Raw genomic sequence first — 24281 nt, forward strand, 5'->3', positions numbered from 1 at the left:
CGGGCAAGGCATTGTCTTGTCCCTTCATGCCAAATCAAAAAACTAATTTATTTATTAAATGACAAAAATCATCAAAGAAACCGCTTCAATGTATACTCGCGATCGCGTGAAGTTAGATGCAGATATTTATCGCCCCGATACTTCAGAAAAGTTACCGATTTTATTAATGCGCCAGCCTTACGGTAGAGCGATCGCCTCTACGGTAGTATACGCTCATCCGCGCTGGTATGCTGCTCAAGGATACATTGTGGTAATTCAAGATGTTAGAGGGAGGGGAACTTCAGAAGGAAAGTTCGATTTATTTACTCATGAAGTTGATGATGGCTTGGATACGATTAGTTGGGTAACTCAATTGCCTAATAGTACGGAAGAAGTAGGAATGTATGGCTTTTCCTATCAGGGAATGACTCAATTATATGTTGCTGCTAATAAACCCCAGGTATTAAGAGCGATCGCGCCAGCAATGGTAGCTTACGATCTATATACCGATTGGGCTTATGAAAATGAGGCTTTTTGTCTGTATGCCAATCTAGCCTGGGCGATTCAGCTAGCAGCAGAAACGGCAAGAATTAAAGGAGATGAAGCAGCTTATCTGCGTTTGGCTGCTGCTGCCAAAAATTTACCTTTAGGCGACTCTATACCCGCCAATCCCAAAATCATGCAGGAACTTGCTTTAGACTCTTTTTATCATACCTGGTTAAACAATCCTCATCCTGAAACTTATTGGCAGGAGCGATCGCCAAAATATTTATTACAAGATGTAGATTTACCTATGCTGCACGTTGGCGGTTGGTTCGATCCTTATTTACGAGGCACGTTAAATTTATATCGAGCAATGGCAGCTAAAAGCCAATATCCCCAACATCTAGTCGTAGGACCCTGGGGGCATTTGCCTTGGGGAAGAAAACTCAATCAAATTGACTATGGCATTGAGGCGCAAAACCCCATCGACCAACTACAGATACGCTGGTTCGATTATTTTCTCAAAGGCAAAGACACAGGCGTATTAAACGAGTCTCCTATTAGTCTGTTTGAAATGGGTAGTAACCAGTGGCAAGAATTTAATGAGTTCCCAGAAAGCCAAAAAATCTATTATTTAGCTAGCGATGGTTTGGCGAGTATGCGAGAAGATGCAGGAATGCTTTGGGAATACGAGTCAGAAACCGAATCTACTTCGCCGCAAGAATTATTAGCTACCGATTTAACTGAAGCAGTTACAGAATTTAGCAATACTGAAGATATTTTAGTTCACGATCCCTGGCGACCCGTACCAGCTAGAGGAGGACACGCCGTATTTCCCAGTGGCTCTGGCGATCGCACCGATTTAGACTGTCGTACGGATGTGCTTACCTACACATCTGCACCTTTAGAATCTGGATTGCACATTGTAGGAGAAGTAGCGGTAGAAATTTACTGCACTGCCGATGCACCGAGTTTCGATCTGTGTGCGGTCTTGTCTACAGTAGATTCTCAAGGCAGAGTATTTAACTTTACTCAAGGTTATATTCGCGTCGATACACCACAGTCGCCAATAACTATTCCCCTACAGACTACCTGTATTTATATGCCTTCCCAAACTAGCTTGCGTCTCAGTCTGAGCGCGGCTTGTTTTCCTGCTTATCCCGTCAATTCTGGTACGGGCAAGCCACCTAGTCAAACTCGTTCGCTTGATATGCAAATAATTACTATAGCGATTAAATCTGGCGCGGACTATCCTTCTTTAATTCGTCTGGCGATCGCCAGTAATTGAGATCTAAGCAATAATTTCGTCGGTAAGCTGATACTCAAAACCAAATATTATAAAAAGTATTGAGCAATGCTCAAAATCTAGATATGTTGTATCAATAGGGCAAAAAAATTAAGAACATTAGCAGGTAGCGATCGCATGACCAACTTTAGCTCGGAAAACCAAGTTAATTCAATAACTTCAGTCGAACTAACTTTAAAGCGCGGTACGGAAGCAGCAAATTGTCACGATTGGTCGGCAGTAAATAAATATTTGCAACAGCTACCAGTTTCTAAAAATAAAACCGAGTTAAGCTTACCCAACCAAACAGACTGGCAAACAGCATCTAAATTAGCATTGCAAGTTTTACTCGAAGGTGACTTTCAACAGCAGTGGGAAGTTGCCAAACTTCTGCCTCTGTTCGGCAAATCTATTACCCTGCCACTAATTTCCCTGCTAGAAGACGAATCAGTAGATCTCGAAGCGCGCTGGTTTATCTGTAATATTTTAGGAAAATTTTCCGAGCAAAAAGTAATTCTCTCTTTAGTCAAATTAATACAGCAAACAGAAATAGAAGAATTAGCGATCGCTGCTGGTAAAACTCTAACTCAAATTGGTATTGCGGCTATTGATGCCTTAGTAAAATTATTACAATCCCCACATCGTGCTTTGGCTGTCAAATCTCTCGCTTATATCCGTCGTCCAGAAATTATTAACCCTTTAATTACAGTAGTTGAAGATCCTCAACCAGAAATTAGAGCTATGGCAATTGAAGCTTTGGGCAGTTTTCACGATCGACGCATTTCTTACTTACTGCTAGCAGCTTTAAAGGACACCTCATCATTAGTCAGAAAAGAAGCAGCAAATGCCCTGGGGTTTCGTCCCGATCTTTGTGAGGAATTAGATCTTATAGCTCATCTACAACCTTTACTGTACGACTTTAATTTAGAAGTATGCAGTCGCGCTGCTATAGCTTTGGGAAGAATGAAAAGCGACTCGGCAGTACAAGCTTTATTTACTCCTTTGAAATCTGTCAATACGCCTGTAAGTCTGAAGTTAGATTTAGTGCGTGCCCTAGCTTGGAGCGAAACTGAATTAGCGATTGACTGTTTGCGTGAAAGTTTAATTAATAGTGAAATTTCTGCTAATGTCGAGCTAGAATTAGTCTCTTTAGAAATCATTAATGTTTTAGGAAGAATTACAAAGTCTAATTTAACTGGTAAATCTGCACGAACACTAATCGACTTTTGGCAGCTAAAAGGAAGACAAAGTAGCTCGCCAGAGTTAAAACAACTGCTGGCTAATTCTTTGGGTGAATTAAAACATTCTGAAGCTGCGCCGATATTAAATGAATTGACTCAAAATAACAATAAACTAATTAGATTACACGCGATCGCGGCTTTAAAAAAAATATCTAAATAAATCTCTTCTTTTAAGGAGAGATAATTGCTCATTGATGATTTTGTGTTTTAACCACAAAGCATACTGCTATATCTATAAATATTAATTAAACGCATAATATCAATTCTTTTATTACATCAAAAGCGCTAAAAAACCAAAATATTGTATTAAGTAATACAAAACAATAAATCAATAGATAGAACTATAAACTACTAGATTTTTTGCGATTAACAAAAACCTCAAAAAAATCTATTTTGTACTAACAATATCCTTTTTGGTGTGAGGATTGAAAAATAATGACTCTAATTAAAAATTTAGCCTGGCTGAAAACTTCAGCAATATGCAGTGCCGTCTTCTTAGCTTCCGCTCCCCTATTGGCTCAGGAAGTCGATTTATCCGATCCCGATGCAATTTCTAATTACGTTGAATATCCTGCTTCTGACGATAATTCTTTGGAAGAAAAAAATGCACTAGAAACAGATATCGATCCTTCTTTAAAACAAGTTACCAACGTCAATCAGTTACGAGATGTTTCTCCTACAGATTGGGCATATGAAGCCTTACGTAGTTTGGTAGACCGCTACGGCTGTATTGCAGGTTATCCCAATCAAACCTATCGTGGCAGTCAGGCTCTAACACGCTATGAGTTTGCTGCGGGTTTGAACGCTTGTTTGACTCAAATCGAGCGTTTGATTGCTTCTTCTGGAGCGGTAAGTCAAGAAGATTTAGATACTATGAGTCGTCTGACTCAAGAATTTGAAGCGGAATTAGCAAGCTTGGGCGGCAGACTCGACAATCTAGAAAATAGAACTGCTTTCTTAGAAGATAACGCTTTTTCTACCACAACCATTTTACAAGGTGAAGTAGCTTTTACTATAGCTAACGCTTTTGGTGATAGTGCCGCTGCCGATCTTAATGAAGACGGCGTACTCAACGACGATTTAGATTCTGAAGTAGTGTTTACAGATCGGGTTCGTTTACAGTTAGTTAGTAGCTTTACAGGAGAAGACAAATTATTTACACGCTTAACTGCGGGGAATATTGATAACTCTTTCCAGGATGAAACGGGAACTAGAGAAGGACGTTTTGCTTTTGATGGACAAGCAGATAACAACATTACCATCGATCGCCTGCACTATGTATTTCCGATGTTAGAAGGAAATCTACAGGTTACAACTATGGCAAGTTTGGGAGCGCACCATTTCTATGCTGAAACTTTTAACGAAGGCTTAGACGTTGGTGGTGGTGCCAATGGTGCTTTGACTAGATTTGCCGAACGTAACCCCATTTATCGCCAGGGCATTGATGGTGGTTCGGCAGGTTTGGGACTAAATTATACTCTGGGTGAAAAATTTGAAATTTCAGCAGGCTACATTGCCCCCACTGCCAGCGATCCCGAAGACGGCAACGGTTTATTTAATGGTAGCTATTCGGCTTTAGGACAGCTAGTCTTCAAGCCCTTTGAAGCATTAAAAGTAGGTGCCACCTATGTTAGAGGATACGATACCTCACCCTTTAGAGGTTCTTTTCTTTGGGGCGGTACGGGAACCAATGCTGCAAACTTTCGCGGTTTGGGGGTAGATGATTCTCCTGTAACTACCAACTCCTTTGGTGGAGAGTTTCAGTTCGATGTTTCTACCACATTTAGCGTTCGAGGTTGGTTTAGCTATACCGATGCCGATATTTTAGAAGATGGCGATGCCGAAATTTTTAACTACGCAGGAGCGGTAGTTGTCTCCGACTTGGTTAAAGAAGGTAGTCTGGCAGCAATCGTAGTTGGTGCAGAACCTTACGTTAACGATCTCAACCTCGATAGCGGTTTGGAGGTTGAAGACGACATTCCCCTGCACGTAGAAGCATTCTACAAATATCAGCTAAACGATAATATTTCTATTACTCCTGGTGTAGTTTGGTTGGTCAGCCCCAATCAAGACAGCGATAATGACGACATTATTATCGGTGCGTTGAGAACAACCTTTACCTTTTAGAAGAGGGCAGAAGGCAAGGCGAAAATTTAAATGCGAGCGTCTAACGAACAAAATTCGTTGGATGCTTGCGTAAATTAACTTGAAAGCTTATTGATAGCTGAAACCAATTTTGGAAAAAGCTGTAAGAAAATAACATTTTTCAGCAATTTTCATTCCTTTTTGCCAAATTATTAAATCCTTGAAATTAGGATTTCAAAGCCTCTTGCCTAATTCTCCCCCATCACCAATTCAACCAACTTATCGGCTATTTCGGGTAAAGGCAAAATAAAGTTTACCATTCCCGTCTTAATTGCTGCATCAGGCATTCCAAAATAACTGGAAGTTTTTTTATCTTGAGCGATAACTATCCCTCCCATTTTATGAATTGCTTCAATTCCCATAAAGCCATCTTTACCAGTACCCGTTAACACTACGGCGATCGCCCGATCTCTATAACTAGCAGCTACAGAGTCAAAAAGTAAATCTGCCGAGGGTCGTACAAAATGAACTAGTTCCGATTGACTCAAAGAAAGCGTGCCGTCGGGATTGATGAGTAGATGGTGGTTGGGCGGTGCGAGATAAACTTTGCCTTTTTCCAGGCGATCGCCTTCTGCTGCCTGTTTGACCGAGAGTAAAATACGCCGACTGAGAATATCCGCCATGAAAGAGCGGCTGTTAGGGTCGAGGTGCTGGACGACAACTATACTGGCAGGAAAGTTGGCTGGTAAATGAGACAATACCTGAATGATAGCGTTTAATCCGCCCGCTGAAGCTGCGATCGCAATGATTTCAAACACGGGCTGTCTCCATTTCTTAGTTTTAATTGCAAACTAACCAAAAACAAACTACTTATTTGTTAATTGGCAACAAAAATTAATTTATCAAACAATTTTCTGTTAATGTCGTGCAAAGTTCTACAATTAGCCTGTTAGTATTAAAATATTTAGTTTATGAGCGATATTTTTGGCAAAATTATTCAACGCAAAATTTCTGCCGATATAGTCTATGAAGACGATCTGGCATTAGCTTTCAAAGATATCAATCCTCAAGCACCCACTCATATTTTAGTGATTCCCAAGCAGCTAATTCCTCGTTTATCAGAAGCTACTAACGAAGATTCCGCCTTATTGGGTCATTTATTGATGACAGCTAAAAAGGTAGCAGAGCAAGAAAATTTAGCTGATGGCTACCGTGTAGTAATAAATAATGGCGAACAAGCAGGGCAAAGTGTCGATCGCCTGCATCTACATATTTTAGGGGGTCGCCGCTTAAGTTGGCCTCCAGGTTAAAAAAGCTTTTAGCCAGCACGCAAGGGGCTAACGCCCTGCTTTCAGGGGTAGGTTTTTAATATTTATCCAGGAGCAGGAGAAAAATCGGGAATAAAGCTGCCTTGAGGAAAAGGCATTCTTTTAATTACAGATGCCAAAATCACTAAACAGCCTCTTCTAGCTACACGAGTCTACATCAAAATTTTGTGAATTTTTTCTGGTAATTGTAAAGGACGAAAAGGTTTGATAATTACACCAGCTAAATCTAGTTGTTTTAATTCTACAGCAATTGCCGATTGAGTTTTTGCAGTCATCAAAATCACGGGAATCTTTGCTGTATTTCGATTGAGTTTTAACTGTTTCAAAGTTTCTTTACCGTCCCAATCGGGCATCATTAAATCTAGTAAAATTACGTTGGGCTGTTTGCTTTCAGCCAGCTGTAATCCTTCTTTYCCCGAMCCAGCCGTTATTACGTGCCATCCTGCTGCCATTTCTAAACCCATTTGAGCGATCGCTCTAACATCTTCTTCATCATCGATAATCAAAATAGATTCGGTCATAGTGTCATTCGAGATCGCGGAACTAAAACTAGTGTAGTTAGTTTATTTGGCGATCGGGAAAAACCAGGGAATAATTTGAAGTTTGTAGAGGCAAAGCACTGCCTTATCCGTACAGTAGTTCTTCTAATTCTTTGATTCTGGCTTGTAATGGCGCAATTTTGGCTGCTACTTCCGCTTCTGAATACTTACGGGGAATATGTTGCGGACAGTTCCAACTCATAGCTTCAATTTTAATTAAAATCCCTCGTTCGACTTCTGCTGGATAGTCTGGAACTGCCAACTTTCCTAATAATTCTGAAGCATTATTTGCATCTACTACTTTTCCTCGTCCCCAAATCTTTAAGCGACGACGATTAGCATAGTCCATTAAAAATAGAAAAATGCGATCGTTGTCTATTAAATTGCCAGCGCTGATATATTGCAGATTACCTTTAAAATCGGCAAACCCCAAAGTCTTTTTATCGATAATTTTCAAAAAACCTGGCGCACCACCGCGAAATTGAATGTAGGGATAGCCGTTACTACTAACAGTTCCCAGATAAAAACTGTCTCTCGATTGAATAAATTCGGTTTCTTTCTCTGTCAAAATATCTTCCGTAATACCCTGTTTGACAAAATTTTCGTACATTTCCCGCGAGCCATACTGAGTTTGAGCGGTTTTGACTCCAGGGGTAAAGGCTATTTCGGTAAATTTTCGCCTCATGATATTTATCTAAGTTAATTTGAACTAATTACTTTCAATTCCAGGCATGGTAATAAAACCAGGTAATTGTTTGATGCGATCGCACCATCGATTTATTGCGGGATATTTATCTAACATCACGTCGCCTTCTGGTGCTAGAGCAATATAGGGAAAGCAGGCTATATCGGCAACAGTAGGACGATCTAATGCTAACCAGTGATGTCGATCTAAATGTGGTTCGATGATGTTTAAAATTGATTCTGTTTTTTGCTGTGCTGCTTGTAAATCGATATTAAAGCCAAACTTTTTGTTTAATCTAGCATCATTAGGACCGCGAGCAATTTCGTTAGCTGCGGTTGACAACCATTGAACTACCTGTGCTATTTCTGCTGCATCGCTGGGTAGCCAGGTTTCACCGCCATATTTTCTGGCTAGATAAACTAAAATTGCCTGCGAGTCTCTTAAAACTAAACTATCATCTTTTAGTACTGGAATCTGTCCCCAGGGATTTAACTGCAAAAACTCAGGCGATTTATGCTCTCCAGCCATAAAATCGACTGGAATCAGTTCGTATTTAATCTTTAGTAACGATAGAAACAATCGTACTTTATAGCAATTTCCCGAAAGCTTTAGATCGTAGAGTTTCATAGTTGGCTAATTTTAATACCAATATTATTCATTACTGTACCGAACGTTCGGTACAAAGTCAATAGTTAAAATGTTTATTTATGTCTAAAGAAAAAGCGATCGCCAAAATTATTCCTGTTTTCAGACAGTACGGCTATGAAGGAACTACTCTATCAATGCTTTCTACAGCTACAGGTTTGGGTAAAGCCAGTCTTTACCATTACTTTCCTCAAGGCAAAGAAGCAATAGCTGCTGCTGTCTTAAACTATATTGGCAGTTCTTTTAGTAAAACCGTTTTAAAGCCCTTAAAAGATTTGGGCAAACCCAACGAAAAGATCGACAGAATGTGTCAAAGCCTGAACGAGTTTTACAGTGAAGGCAACAATAGTTGTTTTTTAGCAATTATGTCTTTTGGTGAGGCAGATAACTTATTTCATCAGGAAGTTAAACAGTTATTGCAAATTTGGATCGATACCCTGGCTAAAGTATTAATTGAAGCGGGATTTGAACCAGAGCAAGCTCAATTGCGATCGCAAGATGCAATTATTCAGATTCAAGGAGCATTAATACTAGTGAGAATTTTAGATGACACCGCACCTTTTAAAAGAGTCATAGCAACTCTCTCAGAAAAATTACTTAAAGCTTAGGGTAACGAATAGTTAATACTATTCTAAGAATACTGAAACCCCATTGTAGCGACTCATAGCTTTTTCTACTCCTTCTTTTAAGCTCGACTCAACTACTTTTATCGATGTGTAGAGAATTTCTTCAATAACTTCGGTTTCTTGGGAAGCAAACTTACCTAAGACGTGACTTACAGTTTCTTTTTTGCCATCCGATCTGCCAATTCCCAAGCGCAAACGAGAAAAATTTTGACTATTAAGGTGAGCGATAATTGACTTCATCCCGTTATGCCCGCCTGCCGAACCAGTTAGGCGTAAACGCAGTTTACCCACGGGCAAATCCATATCATCGTAGATTACTAATACCGATTGCGGCTCGATCTTATACCAATCCATTACCGCTCTGACAGCTTGCCCAGAGCGGTTCATGTAGGTAAGGGGTTTGAGCAAACGAACTTTAGTTCCTGCTGGTGTCAATCCTTCAGCAAACAACCCCTGAAAGCGGCGATTTTCTTTATAAGACATCTGCCAAGCATTAGCCAAGGTATCGACCGCCTCGAAGCCAATATTGTGCCTGGTTTTGTCGTATTTCGGGTCTGGATTTCCCAAACCTACGATTAATTCGGGAATAACTAGTTTGTTTGGGCTTTCAGGAGTCACAGAATGAAAAATTGTGTAAGTAAATTATGCAGGGAATTTCGACCTACTAATAAGATTGCTGAAACAGTGTTTCTAAATATACTCTGGCACAGGCGCGGTAGTTTTGAGAACTTTCACTAGTCTGTTCGCCGTTGTTTTGCAGCAGAAACAAAGATAGAGCCGCAGCAAAAACGCGGTCTTGATCCCAACTAGGATGGGTTTCAAGATAATTTTTCAAAGATTTGTGTAATTCTTCAGGAATTTCTGTCAAAATGCTGACTGCTGGATTCATAATTGGGTGTTGTTCGATTTAATGGTTTATTTACGCTGTTTTTATCGATCTACCCCCTTTGTTCGCCAACTAAAAACCCCATGACTTTGACAGTTGAATTATTAGCGACTACTGGGGAAAGTGACAAACCAAGCTGGTAATTTTTTGTCTGTCGAATTATTTTCCTCTTAAAAGGGGTAGGTTTGTCAATGATACAAAACGTAAACAAAATTTGGAAAAGCTGTGCCGTTTGACGAAACAATAGGTAACAAGAACCGTTTTTTGTTACACAACTTTACAAAAGACTGGCTTGTCATGGTGCAAAGTGGCAACTTTAAAAATTCCCCCATTTGCGATCGAAAGCCGTTTAATTCGTCATTGCCTGTGGAAAAGTCTGGGTAAAATGTGGAAAACTTTCAAATAGTTTGTGGAAATGGTGGGGAATTGACAAGATAAACTATCTTTAAAAATAAGAAATGATAATTTTTGCGATTGTAATGATTTCTTGTAATTTTAGAAGTTGGCGGTATAAAATTTTACTTTTGCTGCTGCCACCAAGTTTCAGCCTGAGTTTGAATTTGCGCTAATTCCTCTGAAGACATGCGTTTGAGATGACTCAAAACCAAATTCATTCTGCCTAGAGAACTTAGGCGATCGCGATGACGTGATAGAAAATCCCAATAGAAAAAATTAAACGGACAGGCTTTCTCACCAGTGCGATCGCTGCGATTATAGCTGCAATCGCTGCAATAGTCACTCATTTTATTAATATAGTTTGCCGAAGCTGCATAAGGTTTAGATGCCAGAACGCCCCCATCGGCAAATTGACCCATACCGATAACGTTAGTCTGCATTACCCAGTCATAGCCATCGATAAAGGCACTGTGAAACCAGTTTTCGATCTCTTGAGGAGATATACCAGCAATTAGGGCAAAGTTGCTTAAAACCATCAATCTTTGAATGTGATGGGCATAACCAGTCTCCTCAATCTGAGTTAGAGTTTGATGCAGACAGTTCATATTGGTGGCATTAGCATCCCAAAAAAAATCTGGTAGGGAATGATGATGCTCGAACCAGTTGCGATCGCCATAGTTTGCATCCATGTAATGATAGATACCGTTCATGTATTCTCGCCAGCCCAACACCTGACGAATAAAGCCTTCAACGCTATTTAGGGGTAATTCCTGTCGATAGTAAGCTGCTTCTACTGCCGAGATAACTTCTGCGGGTTCTAGTAAACCCAGATTGAGATAGGGAGAAATCAAACTATGCCACATGGTACGTTCGCCCGTTATCATGGCATCTTGATAGGCTCCAAAGTTAGTCAGACATTTAGTAATAAAATGTTCTAAAACCTGTAGGGCTTGTTGTCTGGTAACTCCCCAATTAAACGGCTCAATTTCGCCATAATTAGAAAATTCTTTGGCATTTACCCAATCTATAACCTCGTGAGTAATTGTATCGGGTTTAAAAGTTATGGGATCGGGAGTAGTTAAACTTTGCTTTGGTGGTTGACGGTTTTGTTTATCAAAATTCCACTTGCCACCAACGGGTTTTTTACCCGCCATCAAAATCTTAAATCGCTTTCTGCCCTCTCGATAAAAATCCTCCATAAGCAATCTTTTACCTTGATCTGCCCATGCTTGAAATTCTGCTTTAGTCCATAAAAAATGATTGTCGGGCAGTAATTTTAGCTGGCAATTTAGTTCTAAAGATTTGACAAACTCAGTAAACGAGCGATCGCTTGGTTCGGTTAGAGATAATTCAGATATTTTCTTGGCTTTAATCCATTCTTGCAGGGGTGTAATAAAATCTACCGCGATCGCATAAGTAACCTGCCAACCATCTTGTTTCAATTCTTCAGCAAAATGTCGCATTGCCGACCAAACTAAAACTAATTTTTGCCGATGATAGAGACGCTGCCTTGCATAGTTGCTAGATTCAATTAAAATCACCGCAACTTCCTGTTTCTTACCCTCATATTTTTTTAAAGCTGTCTGCTGTTGAGACAGGCGATCGCCTAAAACCCAGATACCAATTGTCATTACCAAAAATTTGTTATTTGCAACTTAAACTACCTGCGGCGATCGCTCATTAAACCCATTAAAGGACCTAAAATCGCCCCAAAAATAAATCCCCCAGCGTGCGCCCAATAAGCAACACCACTCATAGCATCTTCAACGCCTAATGAAGCGACGCTACTAATAGCCTGTTGGGCGAACCAAAATCCTAAAAAGAAAACGGCAGGAATGCGAATGGTGGTAATAAAAAATCCTAAAGGCAGCAGAGTAAGAATTTTGGCATGAGGATACTTAATTATATAAGCTCCCATTACACCAGCGATCGCGCCACTAGCCCCAACAGTAGGAACGGCAGACTGCATCGCAAAAAACCAGTGAGTCAAACCAGCTAAAACACCACAAACCAGGTAAAAGATTAAAAATTTAATATGCCCCAAATCATCTTCAATATTGTTGCCAAAAGTCCAGAGAAACAGCATATTACCCGCAATGTGCAAGAATCCACCGTGTAAAAATTGAGAGGTAATTAAAGTTACTATTTCTGGAACTGGTTGATTTGGGGGCGTTCCACTAAAGCTAGCCGTCAGTTCTTCGGGAATTACCGCATAGAGTTGAAAAAAACTATCTAACTGCGAACCTAGCGTCATTTCATTAAGAAAAACCACTACGTTAATTGCAATTAAGGCATAAACTACAATCGGAGTGGTATAAGTCGGGTTTTCGTCATTAAGAGGGATCATATTCGTTCAAACTAGAGTAAGGTTAACTCAAACCCAACATTGCTTTTAAAGTAAAATAGAGAAACGCAAAACTTGCCACAGCCAGACCGACTAGAGCGATCGCTGTTGCAGGATTGCGTAAAAATGGTTTTAAGCTTTTAAAAAAAGCCCAGAATATTCCTAAAACAACGCTAATTAAATAGCGAGGGTAGCGAGAGACATTTTCAAAAAAATCTTGCATTAATTTCTAACTGATTTGGTACATTTGCTTATATCTTATTGTAAATATGTTGCAATCTCTTTGCTAGATCGCTTTTCGGGGTAATCGCATCAAACAGAAAAGTAGAATAAATCGGTAAATAAAGATGTTTACCCAAATGACAAAAGAGTCGTTCAAAGAATCAATAGAAAAATATTTTGGCGGTATCCCAGATAATGGAGTTGTAACTAGAAGTCACCATAAATTGACAGAGAAAGCTTTTTTTCTATTGTTGCTCGATCTATTTGAAGGGAATCTGAATGATAACTTCAGTACCGCGATTGATTTTACTAATGACATTTATCTTACCGTTTAAAAGCTCGACAAATCTTTTGACTATATTTAATCCCAAGCCCGTACCTGGAATGTTGCTGACGTTTTTACCACGATGAAAGGGTTCAAAAATTTTGGGCAAATCTTCAGGGGGAATACCAATGCCGCGATCGCTAATTGTTAAATTTATATATTCTTTAGTTGATGAGAATTTGAATTGAATTAATCCTTCGCTCGATGAATATCTTACTGCATTAGCCAAAAGGTTAGTCAAAATCGACCTTAATAATCGACTATCTATTGCCGCTTCAAGTTTGGTACGATCGCTTGTAAATTCAATCTGGCGATCGCGGTTAGTTTGCTGAAATTCTGTTACTAATTCTCGACAAAATTCAACTAAATCTAGTTGAGAAACTTGAAGATCGATTCTTTCGGTATCTATTTTGCCAATTACCAACAATTCATCGGTCATTTGGGTCATGCGTTCGATATTAATCTCAATATCTGACAGATACTCGATTTTTTCTCTATTAGCCAGCTGGCGATCGTAGCGTTTTAAAGAAGATACTAAAAAAGCAATATTGTTTAAAGGATTGCGAAATTCGTGACATACCATTGAAACAAAACGAGAGCGAACTTCATTAAGATGTTTTAGTTGTTGATTGGCTCTACTCAACTCCGAGGTTCGCTCTCTCACTCTTTGCTCTAGTTCTTCATTAGTCTGTTGGAGAATATTTTCACTAAGTTTGCGTTGGGTAATATCGCGAAAAGTAACTACTGCCCCTACTAACTTACCTTTTTCATCGTGCATGGGAGTGCTGATATACTCTACGGGAAAACTAGTGCCATCTTTGCGCCAGAATACTTCATTTTCGACTCGATGCACTGCACCATCTTTAAAAGCAGCATAAATCGGACAGTCTTTGCTAAGATACTCAGCACCATCGCCTTTGGAATGATGCAAAACCGCGTGCATCGACTTGCCAATTAAATCTTCCATTTCCCAACCAATTATCGCCGCCGCCGCAGGATTGACAAAAGTAACATTGCCCTCCAAATCTAAGCCGTAAACCCCTTCTCCTACAGAATCGAGGATGAGTTGATGTTGACGACGTAAGTTAGCGAGTTCGATATCGGTTTGTCGATGCGATCGCGATGTCATTTTACTTTTAATTTTTAACTTTTAAATCGCGGCGCATTCCCTTGCGTCTTTCGCCGAACAGCCTCTGAAAGAGGCAAGCGACGCTTAGTCGCGTCTTTGGGCGTATCCGCCCTGTGGGTCGCCGCTCCTTTTGACTTTTGATATAACGGTAGCTTTTGTTACTACTCGATGCTCAGTTCGAGTATTTATTAGAAGTAACAGATTTGAGTTTGGTTAAAAAAAGATAACTAAACATGAAGACTATTTTAGTCATAGAAGATGAAACACAAACGAGAAAAGTTTTGCTTAACTGTCTTAAGTTTGAAGGATTTAAGGCGTTTGAAGCAGACAATGGTAGGGCAGGTTTGGATATAGCCCAAAAGCATCATCCAGATTTAATTGTTTGTGACATTATGATGTCCGAAATGGACGGATATGAAGTACTTTCAGCTTTACGACAACAGCTGTCTACTATTGCAATTCCCATTATTTTTTTAACCGCTAAAGTCACGATGTTCGATCGTAGATTTGGAATGAATTTGGGAGCGGAAGATTATCTAACTAAACCCTGTAGCGTCGATCGTCTGATATCTGCAATTAAAACCAGACTAAAAAGAACAGAAGAATTACAGCGATGGCATAATTCTCGTTTCAATGCTGCTGATTCTAGTTTTTTTGAATCTCATAATTTGCCTGAGTGTATCAAAATAACTAAAGTATTTGAATTTATCGAGGAAAATTATCATCGACCATTAGAACTTAAAGAAGTAGCATCTACACTCGGTTATTCTCCTGCTTATTTAACTCATTTAGTACGTCAAAAAACTGGACGTACGATCAAACAATGGATTATCGAGCGACGCATGGATAAAGCTCGTAAACTACTGCTTAATAGCGATCGCTCCGTAACCCAAATTGCTCGCAAAACTGGCTATTTAGATACGGGTTATTTTATTCGTCAGTTTAAAAGTTTGCATGGAACTACCCCTAACTTATGGCGCAATAATCCCAAACAAAAAGAAATTGCCTGATGTTTTATTGCAATGATAATTAGATTTTATTTATATATAGCGATCGCTTGTTTGTCTAATTCGTGACTGCGACTGGGAGACATAATTTCTAAAGTTTCTGACAGGTAAGCCACCCGATAACTGGAACTATAGTTTCAGTATTCATTGCTAAACCTTCCATCTTCAAAACCACTATAAAAATGGTTGCACCAAGAGAGTTACCAACTTTCAACTGCAAAATATTTTAAAATTTATAGATTGAGAAAATATCAACTACGATCGCAAGACTTTATTTCTTTACGACTTTCAATATTTAAATAAACTCGATCGCAAATAAATACAGCGGTTTGCAGATCGCTTAAGTACAAATTCCAACTTAGAAAAGATAGGTTAAATTTCTTTTGCCTTTTGCATCGCGGCGCGTTCCCTTGCGCCGTAAGACGGCGCGGGGTCGCCGCTCCTTTTGCCTTTTGCCTTTTGCCTGACTAAACCAAAGTATACTTAATGCGACCGAGAAGTGCTGTAATTAGGTTGGTGACTTTTGAACGCAGATAACTATTTATTGGGGTTCGATCCTGGAAGAGACAAGTGCGGTATTGCCGTAACAGAAACTAACGGACGCATAGTTTATCATCAGGTAATTGAATCATCATTAGCGATCGCTACTATCGATCGCTTATGTCAGCAATTTTCCATCATCACAATAGTTATTGGTAATGGAACTACCGCCAAAAGTTGGCAGCACGACATCGAAGCCAATCTGTCTGAGGCGATCGAAGTTATAGCAGTAGATGAAAAAAATAGTACTTTAGAAGCACGCGATCGCTACTGGAGTATATATCCTCCTCAAGGACTGCAAAAACTAATTCCCAAAGGAATGCGGCTTCCCCCCCGTCCTGTAGACGATATTGTCGCTATTTTGTTAATCGAGCGTTATTTGGGTTTGCCAAGCTAATAAATAGTTAGATTTTAGATCTAACTGTAAATGTATAGTCACTACCAGCTTCTAATTGATAATCAGAGCGTTCTAAAAAACGTTCGAGTGGTTCTTTAATTAATGCCTTACCCAAAGAAGGTCGAACCAATAGTTGCTTTTGGCAAAAATGCCATTGAAACTGCCACTGATATTCAGCAGCCTGAACCTCTCCTTCGATTTTGCCCAACGGAAAAGATTGTTGAGTGATACGAACATAAGCGATAGTTTCTGGTAGATGGCGAAAGTTCACAATTGATTAAGTAATTAGGCTGGCAAATATAGTGCAATTTTATTAACTAATATAAGATTGTTTTTGGGAAATTTAAATTTCTCCAGGTAAAACTAACTTTAAAATTTAGCGATCGCTATTTAACTAACGATCTTTGTCGCTCCCTTAATAATCAAGTATGGAAAATTTAGTACCGACTCTTTATGGCTGGGGAATTATTCTTTCTCAACTACTAGCATTGTTATGTATTGTTGTCGGTATTGCTAAAGGTTTTGTAATTTACGCTCAAAATGTTTTTTTTATTGCTGGTGCGGCAACTGCTTTTCAATCTAGTCGTCTGGCAATGGGCTATTCTTTTTCTTTAGGACTGAGTTTTCTAATTGGGTCGAGTATTCTCAAAACTGCGATCGCTCCCGACTGGAATGATATCGCGCAATTAGCGGCAATTATTGCCTTGAGGACGGTAATCAATTTTCTACTGCTACGAGCGATCGACGTTGGCAATTCCACCATACAGCAATCACAGTAATTTTTGTGGTCAATTCGACTACTAAGCGATCGCTTTTAAAATATTTTTGAGACTAATTTTTGATTCCCGTAGTACCAATACCCTGAATAAACTGTTTCTGTCCGATTAAAAATAAGGTCAAAACGGGAACAGTAGCGATAACTACTGCTGCCATTAATAGCGACCAATTATTAGTAAACTGTTCTTGAAATTCTGATAGAGCTAACTGTACGGTTCTTAACTCTGGTCGAGTAGTAAATACTAAAGGTTTAAATAAATCGTTCCACTCGCCAATAAAAGTAAATAGAAATAAAGTTATCAAAGCAGGACGAGATAAGGGCAGCATAATACGAGTTAAAATTTGCCAGCGATTAGCACCGTCAATAGTTGCGGCTTCTTCTAGCTCTATAGGAATGCTAGCAAAATACTGACGCATCAAAAAAATTCCAAAGCCATTGGCTGTTGTCGGTAAAATTAAAGCCCAATAACTGTTAATTAAATGCCCCCACTTTAAAATTACAAATATGGGAATTACCAATAACTGAAAGGGAATGACTAAAGTAGCTAAAACTAATAGTAAAATTCCTTCCCGACCCCAAAACTTCAATCTAGCCAAAGCATACCCTGCCAAAGCCGAAGTAATAATTTGACCCGCAGTTACGGCTAAAGCCACCAGGGTAGAATTAGCAAAAGCTAGTAAAAACTTTCCTCTAGTCCAGGCTTCTCGGTAATTGTCTAAAGTAATAGCCTCATTAGTAGATTGAGGCGTAGAAAAAGAAGTAACCAAAACTATTCCTAAAGGGAATAAGACTATAATCGCACCTACGATTAACAGGCAAAAAATTAATAACTTATTAAGAAGTAAACTAGATACTAGCGGCGATCGCTTGGAGTTAGCTAAAGATTGGTTCATTGCTTTTGACGATTCTTAAGCCTCAGCCCTATACGCTTTTCTCAGGAACAATCAGGAACAAAAAGGTTTATGATAGCACTTAATTAGGGTAGGTGAGAGTATATGCAAAAACAACAGACCTATATTATTTTAATTTTGGTGTTGGTGGCAGCGGCGATCGCTACCTTAATAACCATTCCACCTCAGTTGGGTTTAGACCTTAGAGGAGGAGCGCAGTTAACCATTCGTGTCAAACCGACTCCTGAAGTACAAGAAATAAAACCAGACGATTTAAAAGCCGTACAGCGAGTTTTGGAAAATCGCATCAATGAATTTGGTGTCTCGGAAACTGCCGTACAAACTGTAGGGGATGATAAAATTTCGATTCAGCTACCAGGAGAAAGCGACCCAGAAACCGCCGAAAGACGTTTGCAAGGAACGGCAAAATTAGAATTTAAAGAGCAAAAGCCAGGAACTGAAGGAGAATTAGCTGCTGAATCTCAAGTCAGACAGCAACAGCAGCTACAGCTATCTATTTTAAATTCCCAAGAGCTAGCAGCAGAAAATCAAGCCGAGATAGCCAAACTAAGGGAATCTTTACGCCAGTCTAACCAGGCAATTGCCGAATTATTTCAATCGGTAGGTTTAACGGGAACTAGTTTAAAAGATGCTCGCCCGCAACCCGATGCCACTGGCAATCGTTGGGAAGTGGCGATTAATTTTGACGATGAAGGGGGCAAGAAATTTGCCGAACTGACCAAAAACCTTGCTGGTACTGGTCGCAGTATTGGCATATTTTTAGATGACGAACTAATTAGTTCCCCAGTCGTGGGACCAGAGTTTGCCAGTACTGGTATTGCTGGCGGTAGAGCGGTAATTACAGGAAACTTTGATGTTGAAAGTGCTAGCGATTTAGCAATTCAAATTAAAGGTGGTTCTCTGCCGTTTCCTGTAGAAGTAGTAGAAAATCGCACTGTGGGTGCTACTCTCGGACAAGACAGCATTCGCCGTAGCATTATTGCTGGAGTGGCTGGTTTAATTCTGGTATTGATATTTATGGCAGTTTACTATCGACTACCAGGAATAATTGCCGATGTTGCGTTAGTAGTCTATGGTTTGTTGACTATGGCTTGCTACGCTTTAGTCGGGGTTACGCTGACGCTACCTGGAATTGCGGGTTTTATTCTCAGTATTGGCATGGCGGTAGATGCTAATGTCTTGATTTTCGAGCGCACTAGAGAAGAATTACGAGGGGGTAAAACCCTTTACCGTTCGGTAGAGTCTGGATTTTATCGCGCTTTTTCCAGTATTCTCGATAGTAACGTGACGACAGCGATCGCCTGTTTGGCTTTATTGTGGCTGGGATCTGGTTTGGTCAAAGGTTTTGCAGTTACTTTATTAATAGGTGTAATCGTCAGTATGTTTACTGCCGTTACTTGCAGTCGAACTTTGATGTTACTAATGGTGTTAGGTATGCCCAAAGTCAGACAGAAACCAGAATTATTTTGCCCCAATCTGAGTGGGCGTAGTTAATCCCTCAGAAATGTCACTAACTAACTGCTTATCTTTCAACCTATGATTAAATTTAGTGTCACTAAAAAACGCAATCTTTGGTGGGCAATTTCTGGAATAGCATTTATCGCCAGTATTGCCGCTATGGTAATCTCGTTTACTATTTTAAATGCACCCATACGCCCTGGGATTGATTTTATTGGCGGAACTCGCCTGCAATTCGAACGGGATTGTTCGATCGCCAATAATTGCGATCGCCCGATTGAGACAGCAGAAGTGAGAGAAGTTCTAGAAGCGCAAAATTTAGGCAACAGCAGCATTCAGCTACTAGGAGATAACCAACAGATACTTTCTATTAGAACGCCAAATCTCAATGTCGAACAAAGAACGACTTTGCAATCTGCTCTAAGTGAAAAAATCGGGCAGTTTGACCCCAAAGCTATCCAAATTGATTCTGTAGGACCTACCGTTGGGGAAGAACTTTTTGTATCGGGTATTTTGGCTTTAATCGTTGCCTTTTTTGGCATTATTGTCTATCTCAGTATCCGTTTCCAGTTTGACTATGCTTTGTTTGCGATTTTGGCATTGTTTCACGATGTTGTAATCACGGCTGGAGTTTTTGCCGTATTAGGTTTGGCAATTGGATTGGAGGTAGACAGTTTATTTTTGGTAGCGTTGCTAACTATCGTTGGTTTTTCGGTAAATGACACGGTGGTTATATACGATCGCATTCGCGAAACTATTACTGCCAATCCCCAGCGTCCGATAAATGAAATTGTCGATGATGCGGTCATTCAAACCCTCGGTCGTTCGATCAATACTACCCTGACTACCATTTTGCCTTTGCTAGCTATTTTCTTGTTTGGCGGACAAACCCTAAAGTTTTTTGCCCTCGCTTTGATTGTCGGTTTTATTTTAGGAGCATACTCTAGTATTTTTGTTGCCAGTACCCTACTGGCTTGGTGGCGTAAGAGTAGGGGGAAAGCTACCCTGGTAACTGCCAAACCAAGTGAGTAAAAAAGTAGGAAGTTCCGAAACGGCAGCAAACCCCTGCTTGCCCTTCTGCAAAGGGCTGTTCGCCGCATTCCTGCTGGAGGTTACTTCAAGGGCTTGCGGCGCGGTAGAAAATATAAAGTAATTTTTAACAGCTACCTTCAAACAGAAATAAAATCAGATGCGGCGAGACTAGTTGTATTTACTCCTGTTACGGTGGCTAATATTTCCTTGGTATCATCAACAAGAATGCTGTTACCCGCGAAAGACAATTCTGCAAATGTTAAACCTCTTGATAAACCGATTAAATTCTCTCCATTAGAAAAGTCGGTAATGGTATCTGCCCCTTCTCCAGCAGCTAAGACAAAAATATCTGTACCCCGACCACCAGTTAAGACATCGTTTCCTAAACCGCCATCGAGAGTATCTTCACCACCTGCGCCGTCTAAAGTATCGTTACCTGCAAGACCAAAAAGTTCATCTTCACCCTTGCCTCCTACAATCGAATCAAAGCCGACCGAGCCAGAAAGGGTATCTTCACCCTGACCACTTACAATTTCATTAACAGGAGTATTCCCAAAATTGAGATCGGTAATGGACTCATCACCTGTTACCTGTACCTGGTAATTAACTTCGTTAAACTGCCTCCCATTGAGGGGTTGTAAATCGCGATTATTAAATTCTAAATCGACACTTTCTAGAAAATCTTCAAATACATCCATTTGCTCTGAGGAAAGTTCGATAGATTCCTCAAAAACAAACCAGTTAACATTTTCACTGAACGGTGGAGTGGTTAACGAACCATTGTAAAACCATCCTGAATTATCAGGTAACACCTCTGCAATCTCAATTTCTTCGGTAAATGCCACAGTGTCTGGTAATTCTCCGTTGGCTACTAGCTCCGAACTAACAGTGTCGAAGACAGGAGCTAATTCTTGGTTGAATTCACCTTCTTCAATTAATACACCTAGAACTGTCAATCCTCCAGTTTCATTGCCATGTACTAGATGCATCTCCAAATCAGAAAGCTCACCATCTACGGCATGTTCGCTTTCTGAATGAAAATGAATGTTAATTAGCTCAAACTCCTCTCCGTTTAGATTGACAAAATTATCATTTCCCGCTTCATAGATAACTTCAAAATTGCTGCCTTTATTTTGAATTTCTATTGCTCCCTCGCCATCGTAGCTATTTTTGAGAATCCGATCGAATTCAATCGGAACAGCATTAGTAATATCAACAGGAGATTGAAAACTATCCGTAACACCAGGCTCAATTTCTATTATCTCTGTAGCAAAAGCTGGTGCAGTCTGCACAAAACCTGACTGACTCACTTGGCGAACTATATATGGGTCGGAGTCTAGATTTGAGAATTCATAAAAACCAGAAGCATCTGTAGTGGTTGTTGCTATGATGTTGCCATTCGAGCCAAGTAATTGAATTTCAAAATTTTCTAATCCTGCTTCTTGTGAATCTCGAACTCCGTCAAAATCAAAATCGATAAAAGTTGTACCAGTAATTGAAGCTACCATCTTTTTAAAATGTGTATTTTGTTACTGAAAATACAATATATTTACGGCAGCACATTTCCTTCCGTATTAACACTGGAATTGGTATGGGGTCTATATTAGTATCTATTTAAGTAATTACTCGGAAGAACACAGTGGTCATACTGTGTATGAGCTTTCGAGCGGCGATCGCGAACGCTCGATAACTAATCAACTTGAATTTTGGCGCGGCAGACGGGTCTTTTTGCTCAGATTGGAAGCAAAGGTTTCCTCTCTGTAGACGATGCGCTTGTTCTACTTTTTTTTTAAGGGTAAAAGGTAAAATTCTGATTCACACCTCGATAAAAGGCAATAGAATGGCTGTGGCTAACCGTACCACCGCAGCTAATAGCAGCGAAAGAGATTTAGATTCTCTTCAATAGTGTCAAAAGTCTAATCTTGATGCGTTTGATGCGTTTTGTCTCTGGCTACCATTGGTATATATATGGATGGCTCTAACGTTATTAATGGAATAGGTTCATGATCGATTCAGCTAAATTTCGGCAGCAGGTTGAGAAACTTTATAATTTAACAGTTTACCTCCGCTGGCTGTTTGTTTTATTTTGCTGGTTAACTTTAGGCGTTTATGGAATTTGGCAAATAAAAAATGCGATCGCGCTCTGGTTCGATTATTTTACCTGGTCGGCAGTATATTACACTTTTCACTTTCATCTCATTCCAACTCTTTGTTTGGCTTTCTGTGTCGGAGTCACAGTATCGACTTTAGTTCGACAGAGTAAAAATATTATTTGGGGAATACCCAAAAGTGAAAAAAAGCAATTAGAAAAACGAGTAAAAAGAATTTTGGCTGTAGGTACCAAGCATCCTCTCTGGAAATGGATTTCTAAATAGATTTAAAGATCCAAAAGCAAAGGATTGTTTGACTGTGCTGCTTTAACTTTAGCGATTATATTATCTTTAAGCTTTTCTAGTTCGGTTTTTAAGATTTTTTTGGCAGCTTTAGGATTACTGGAGGAAGGAATTATTTTGCCGATATCCGCCCATTTTTTAAGCATACTACAGTTACGCTCGTTAATAGATGAACTCGTTATATGCTGACACTGTTGTGGCTGGTTGAGAACGTAAAACAAAATTTTATATTCGCCAATTGTTGAGAGGGCGCGACAAATTTGCTGTCCTTTATGGGATTTAAGATCTAGATAGCAAGGTAGCCAACGCGATCCCTGTTCGGGGTGATACAAAAGCGTAATCCATAACAGCATGGGATGGGGGCGATCGAGAAACAAAAACTGATTGTAGCGAATGCCAGAAGTAAGATGCATCAATTCTTCTGGATCTAACATTACCGAAAGAACTGGCGTTTCTCCCAAATAAGTATCGATTAATCTGGCAAAAACAATTTTACTCAGAGGTTTGTCTTGGGGCCAGCCAGTTTCCAGACAAACTTGGGTAACTGAAAGATTTGTCGCTACGGTGTCTTCTGTAGGCGTATATGTTTTGGTATCGGGTGTATATGTTTTGGTGTTATGAGTTGTCTCGGATACATTATCTGACACCTCAATAGAGGGACGCTGCTTGGAAAGCTGTAAACTTTCTAGTACCTGCAAAATTTCTCGAACATTTTGAGGACGTTTTTCTTTTTCTTTAGCCAAACAACGAAATACCAATTCTTGAAGTTCGCCAGGTACATTTAATCTTTCATTAAAAGGTTCGGGCTTAAAATTTGTATGTGCCTGATACCAGCCTCCGAAAGAAGAGTTTTGGGGAAGTACGGGCATATCCATAGTCAGCATTTCGTACATCATTATGCCCAAGCTATAAATATCAGAACGGTTATCTAGCTCTTTACCTTCCATTTGTTCTGGCGAACAATATGCTAGAGTACCCATAAAAGATTGGGTTTGGGAAGAACCGTCCTGAATTAATTTGGCGATACCAAAATCTAATATTTTGGCTACTTCTCCTAAAGTAGGGTCTTGAATAATAGTAATATTACTTGGTTTGATATCTCGATGAATAATACGGCAGAGTTCGCCATTAAAGCGAATTCCCTGGTGAGCCGACTCCAAACCCAAGCAAATGTGGCGAGTATAAGTTGCAAAACGCTTTAGGGATAGTGGTTGATATAGAATTAAGTCGCTAAGGCTTTTGCCAGAAAGAAATTCCATAACATAAAAGGGAATGTTGAATTCGTCAACACCATAATCTTTTACCCTGACAACATGGATACTTTTTTCTCCTAAAATGGCAGAAATCGAAGCTTCTCGCTCGAAGCGATCGCGCATGCCATCGTTAAGCAAAGTTTGGGATAAAAATTTTACTGCGACTGTTACTCCTCCCAGCAAAGTGTCTTCGGCGCGATATACTCTACCCATTGCACCTTCTCCAACTAGTTCTATTAGCTGGTAGCGGTTAGAGAGTAAACGACCGTGTTTGGAATCTTTATTCATATTGATAAGTATGGGAAATTGATTTC

General features: G+C 39.8%; 25 protein-coding genes and 1 pseudogene. 11 read left to right on the top strand and 15 right to left on the bottom strand.

The window, feature by feature from the left end:
• Positions 1–58 precede the first annotated feature (58 nt).
• The 3 genes from KV40_RS01285 (at position 59) to KV40_RS01295 (ending at position 5115) form a co-directional block, all read left to right on the top strand.
• Complete coding sequence (locus tag KV40_RS01285; protein WP_036477111.1) at positions 59–1750, top strand: CocE/NonD family hydrolase; 1692 nt, start codon at positions 59–61, stop codon at positions 1748–1750.
• A gap of 135 nt (positions 1751–1885) precedes the next feature.
• Positions 1886–3148 carry a HEAT repeat domain-containing protein gene (locus KV40_RS01290; RefSeq protein WP_081942716.1) on the top strand — a complete coding sequence of 421 codons (1263 nt, stop codon included), beginning with the start codon at positions 1886–1888 and terminating at the stop codon, positions 3146–3148.
• A gap of 275 nt (positions 3149–3423) precedes the next feature.
• Positions 3424–5115: an iron uptake porin gene (locus tag KV40_RS01295; RefSeq protein ID WP_036477114.1), complete on the top strand. Its 1692-nt coding sequence runs from the start codon at positions 3424–3426 to the stop codon at positions 5113–5115.
• Between the two features lie 206 nt (positions 5116–5321).
• On the opposite strand, the gene KV40_RS01300 is transcribed toward KV40_RS01295, so the two are convergent.
• On the bottom strand, positions 5322–5891 hold the full coding sequence (locus KV40_RS01300) for a chemotaxis protein CheB (RefSeq protein WP_253274122.1): 570 nt from the start codon (positions 5889–5891) through the stop codon (positions 5322–5324).
• A gap of 153 nt (positions 5892–6044) precedes the next feature.
• Between KV40_RS01300 and KV40_RS01305 the strand changes: the two genes are divergently transcribed.
• A complete protein-coding gene (locus KV40_RS01305) occupies positions 6045–6383 on the top strand; it encodes a histidine triad nucleotide-binding protein (protein WP_036477122.1) in 339 nt (112 codons plus the stop codon).
• 170 nt (positions 6384–6553) lie between these two features.
• On the opposite strand, the gene KV40_RS01310 is transcribed toward KV40_RS01305, so the two are convergent.
• The 3 genes from KV40_RS01310 to KV40_RS01320 form a co-directional block, all read right to left on the bottom strand.
• Complete coding sequence (locus tag KV40_RS01310; protein ID WP_036477124.1) at positions 6554–6922, bottom strand: response regulator; 369 nt, start codon at positions 6920–6922, stop codon at positions 6554–6556.
• A 103-nt stretch (positions 6923–7025) separates the two neighbouring features.
• Positions 7026–7625: a pyridoxamine 5'-phosphate oxidase family protein gene (locus tag KV40_RS01315; protein ID WP_036477127.1), complete on the bottom strand. Its 600-nt coding sequence runs from the start codon at positions 7623–7625 to the stop codon at positions 7026–7028.
• A 24-nt stretch (positions 7626–7649) separates the two neighbouring features.
• Entirely contained in the window at positions 7650–8252 is a 603-nt protein-coding gene (locus KV40_RS01320) for a glutathione S-transferase family protein (RefSeq protein ID WP_036477130.1), read from the bottom strand.
• An 80-nt stretch (positions 8253–8332) separates the two neighbouring features.
• On the opposite strand from KV40_RS01320, the gene KV40_RS01325 reads away from it, so the two are divergent.
• Entirely contained in the window at positions 8333–8878 is a 546-nt protein-coding gene (locus KV40_RS01325; protein ID WP_036477132.1) for a TetR/AcrR family transcriptional regulator, read from the top strand.
• 18 nt (positions 8879–8896) lie between these two features.
• Here the strand turns inward: KV40_RS01325 and pth are convergent, their stop codons facing one another.
• The 6 genes from pth to KV40_RS01355 form a co-directional block, all read right to left on the bottom strand.
• Positions 8897–9514 carry an aminoacyl-tRNA hydrolase gene (gene pth, locus KV40_RS01330; RefSeq protein ID WP_036477135.1) on the bottom strand — a complete coding sequence of 206 codons (618 nt, stop codon included), beginning with the start codon at positions 9512–9514 and terminating at the stop codon, positions 8897–8899.
• Positions 9515–9560: 46 nt separating this feature from the next.
• On the bottom strand, positions 9561–9785 hold the full coding sequence (locus KV40_RS01335; RefSeq protein ID WP_036477138.1) for a DUF2811 domain-containing protein: 225 nt from the start codon (positions 9783–9785) through the stop codon (positions 9561–9563).
• 515 nt (positions 9786–10300) lie between these two features.
• Positions 10301–11809: a cryptochrome/photolyase family protein gene (locus tag KV40_RS01340; protein ID WP_036477140.1), complete on the bottom strand. Its 1509-nt coding sequence runs from the start codon at positions 11807–11809 to the stop codon at positions 10301–10303.
• Between the two features lie 29 nt (positions 11810–11838).
• Positions 11839–12525: a rhomboid family intramembrane serine protease gene (locus tag KV40_RS01345; protein ID WP_036477141.1), complete on the bottom strand. Its 687-nt coding sequence runs from the start codon at positions 12523–12525 to the stop codon at positions 11839–11841.
• A gap of 22 nt (positions 12526–12547) precedes the next feature.
• Positions 12548–12745 carry a DUF751 family protein gene (locus KV40_RS01350; RefSeq protein WP_036477143.1) on the bottom strand — a complete coding sequence of 66 codons (198 nt, stop codon included), beginning with the start codon at positions 12743–12745 and terminating at the stop codon, positions 12548–12550.
• A gap of 259 nt (positions 12746–13004) precedes the next feature.
• Positions 13005–14198 (bottom strand): PAS domain-containing sensor histidine kinase, encoded by a 1194-nt coding sequence (locus tag KV40_RS01355; RefSeq protein ID WP_036477145.1) that lies wholly within the window; start codon positions 14196–14198, stop codon positions 13005–13007.
• Positions 14199–14431: 233 nt separating this feature from the next.
• Here KV40_RS01355 and KV40_RS01360 point away from each other — a divergent pair, with 233 nt between their 5' ends.
• Positions 14432–15208 (top strand): response regulator, encoded by a 777-nt coding sequence (locus tag KV40_RS01360; RefSeq protein WP_036477147.1) that lies wholly within the window; start codon positions 14432–14434, stop codon positions 15206–15208.
• 41 nt (positions 15209–15249) lie between these two features.
• On the opposite strand, the pseudogene KV40_RS37150 reads toward KV40_RS01360, so the two are convergent.
• A pseudogene (locus tag KV40_RS37150) lies at positions 15250–15336 on the bottom strand (Uma2 family endonuclease); the annotation flags it as partial.
• A gap of 392 nt (positions 15337–15728) precedes the next feature.
• On the opposite strand from KV40_RS37150, the gene KV40_RS01365 reads away from it, so the two are divergent.
• Positions 15729–16142, top strand: coding sequence for a pre-16S rRNA-processing nuclease YqgF (locus tag KV40_RS01365; RefSeq protein WP_036477149.1), 414 nt, complete (start codon positions 15729–15731; stop codon positions 16140–16142).
• 7 nt (positions 16143–16149) lie between these two features.
• Here KV40_RS01365 and KV40_RS01370 read toward each other — a convergent pair whose 3' ends face one another.
• Entirely contained in the window at positions 16150–16413 is a 264-nt protein-coding gene (locus tag KV40_RS01370; RefSeq protein ID WP_036477151.1) for a DUF3146 family protein, read from the bottom strand.
• Positions 16414–16570: 157 nt separating this feature from the next.
• Between KV40_RS01370 and KV40_RS01375 the strand changes: the two genes are divergently transcribed.
• Complete coding sequence (locus KV40_RS01375) at positions 16571–16921, top strand: DUF1622 domain-containing protein (protein ID WP_052055246.1); 351 nt, start codon at positions 16571–16573, stop codon at positions 16919–16921.
• Between the two features lie 52 nt (positions 16922–16973).
• Here KV40_RS01375 and KV40_RS01380 read toward each other — a convergent pair whose 3' ends face one another.
• Positions 16974–17813 (bottom strand): carbohydrate ABC transporter permease, encoded by an 840-nt coding sequence (locus tag KV40_RS01380; RefSeq protein ID WP_036477153.1) that lies wholly within the window; start codon positions 17811–17813, stop codon positions 16974–16976.
• Between the two features lie 102 nt (positions 17814–17915).
• Between KV40_RS01380 and secD the strand changes: the two genes are divergently transcribed.
• Both secD and secF read left to right on the top strand, forming a co-directional pair.
• The gene (secD, locus tag KV40_RS01385) at positions 17916–19325 is read left to right on the top strand and encodes a protein translocase subunit SecD (RefSeq protein WP_036477155.1); all 1410 of its coding nucleotides are present in this window, start codon (positions 17916–17918) and stop codon (positions 19323–19325) included.
• A gap of 42 nt (positions 19326–19367) precedes the next feature.
• Positions 19368–20321, top strand: coding sequence for a protein translocase subunit SecF (secF, locus tag KV40_RS01390; protein ID WP_081942717.1), 954 nt, complete (start codon positions 19368–19370; stop codon positions 20319–20321).
• 137 nt (positions 20322–20458) lie between these two features.
• On the opposite strand, the gene KV40_RS37080 is transcribed toward secF, so the two are convergent.
• Positions 20459–21829, bottom strand: coding sequence for a carbonic anhydrase family protein (locus KV40_RS37080; protein ID WP_052055247.1), 1371 nt, complete (start codon positions 21827–21829; stop codon positions 20459–20461).
• Between the two features lie 495 nt (positions 21830–22324).
• Here KV40_RS37080 and KV40_RS01400 point away from each other — a divergent pair, with 495 nt between their 5' ends.
• On the top strand, positions 22325–22696 hold the full coding sequence (locus KV40_RS01400) for a hypothetical protein (protein WP_036477157.1): 372 nt from the start codon (positions 22325–22327) through the stop codon (positions 22694–22696).
• Positions 22697–22698: 2 nt separating this feature from the next.
• Here KV40_RS01400 and KV40_RS01405 read toward each other — a convergent pair whose 3' ends face one another.
• Positions 22699–24255, bottom strand: a complete 1557-nt coding sequence (locus tag KV40_RS01405) for a serine/threonine-protein kinase (RefSeq protein ID WP_036477159.1) — start codon at positions 24253–24255, stop codon at positions 22699–22701.
• Positions 24256–24281: the final 26 nt, after the last annotated feature.

This window comes from Myxosarcina sp. GI1, assembly GCF_000756305.1.
Classification (GTDB): domain Bacteria; phylum Cyanobacteriota; class Cyanobacteriia; order Cyanobacteriales; family Xenococcaceae; genus Myxosarcina.

Bases quoted from the DNA above. Each gene is read 5' to 3' on its own strand.
- KV40_RS01285 (WP_036477111.1), top strand. From the start codon at position 59: ATGACAAAAATCATCAAAGAAACCGCTTCAATGTATACTCGCGATCGC.
- KV40_RS01290 (WP_081942716.1), top strand. From the start codon at position 1,886: ATGACCAACTTTAGCTCGGAAAACCAAGTTAATTCAATAACTTCAGTC.
- KV40_RS01295 (WP_036477114.1), top strand. From the start codon at position 3,424: ATGACTCTAATTAAAAATTTAGCCTGGCTGAAAACTTCAGCAATATGC.
- KV40_RS01305 (WP_036477122.1), top strand. From the start codon at position 6,045: ATGAGCGATATTTTTGGCAAAATTATTCAACGCAAAATTTCTGCCGAT.
- KV40_RS01315 (WP_036477127.1), bottom strand. From the start codon at position 7,625: ATGAGGCGAAAATTTACCGAAATAGCCTTTACCCCTGGAGTCAAAACC.
- KV40_RS01320 (WP_036477130.1), bottom strand. From the start codon at position 8,252: ATGAAACTCTACGATCTAAAGCTTTCGGGAAATTGCTATAAAGTACGA.
- KV40_RS01325 (WP_036477132.1), top strand. From the start codon at position 8,333: ATGTCTAAAGAAAAAGCGATCGCCAAAATTATTCCTGTTTTCAGACAG.
- KV40_RS01335 (WP_036477138.1), bottom strand. From the start codon at position 9,785: ATGAATCCAGCAGTCAGCATTTTGACAGAAATTCCTGAAGAATTACAC.
- KV40_RS01340 (WP_036477140.1), bottom strand. From the start codon at position 11,809: ATGACAATTGGTATCTGGGTTTTAGGCGATCGCCTGTCTCAACAGCAG.
- KV40_RS01345 (WP_036477141.1), bottom strand. From the start codon at position 12,525: ATGATCCCTCTTAATGACGAAAACCCGACTTATACCACTCCGATTGTA.
- KV40_RS01350 (WP_036477143.1), bottom strand. From the start codon at position 12,745: ATGCAAGATTTTTTTGAAAATGTCTCTCGCTACCCTCGCTATTTAATT.
- KV40_RS01355 (WP_036477145.1), bottom strand. From the start codon at position 14,198: ATGACATCGCGATCGCATCGACAAACCGATATCGAACTCGCTAACTTA.
- KV40_RS01360 (WP_036477147.1), top strand. From the start codon at position 14,432: ATGAAGACTATTTTAGTCATAGAAGATGAAACACAAACGAGAAAAGTT.
- KV40_RS01375 (WP_052055246.1), top strand. From the start codon at position 16,571: ATGGAAAATTTAGTACCGACTCTTTATGGCTGGGGAATTATTCTTTCT.
- KV40_RS01380 (WP_036477153.1), bottom strand. From the start codon at position 17,813: ATGAACCAATCTTTAGCTAACTCCAAGCGATCGCCGCTAGTATCTAGT.
- secD (WP_036477155.1), top strand. From the start codon at position 17,916: ATGCAAAAACAACAGACCTATATTATTTTAATTTTGGTGTTGGTGGCA.
- secF (WP_081942717.1), top strand. From the start codon at position 19,368: ATGATTAAATTTAGTGTCACTAAAAAACGCAATCTTTGGTGGGCAATT.
- KV40_RS37080 (WP_052055247.1), bottom strand. From the start codon at position 21,829: ATGGTAGCTTCAATTACTGGTACAACTTTTATCGATTTTGATTTTGAC.
- KV40_RS01400 (WP_036477157.1), top strand. From the start codon at position 22,325: ATGATCGATTCAGCTAAATTTCGGCAGCAGGTTGAGAAACTTTATAAT.
- KV40_RS01405 (WP_036477159.1), bottom strand. From the start codon at position 24,255: ATGAATAAAGATTCCAAACACGGTCGTTTACTCTCTAACCGCTACCAG.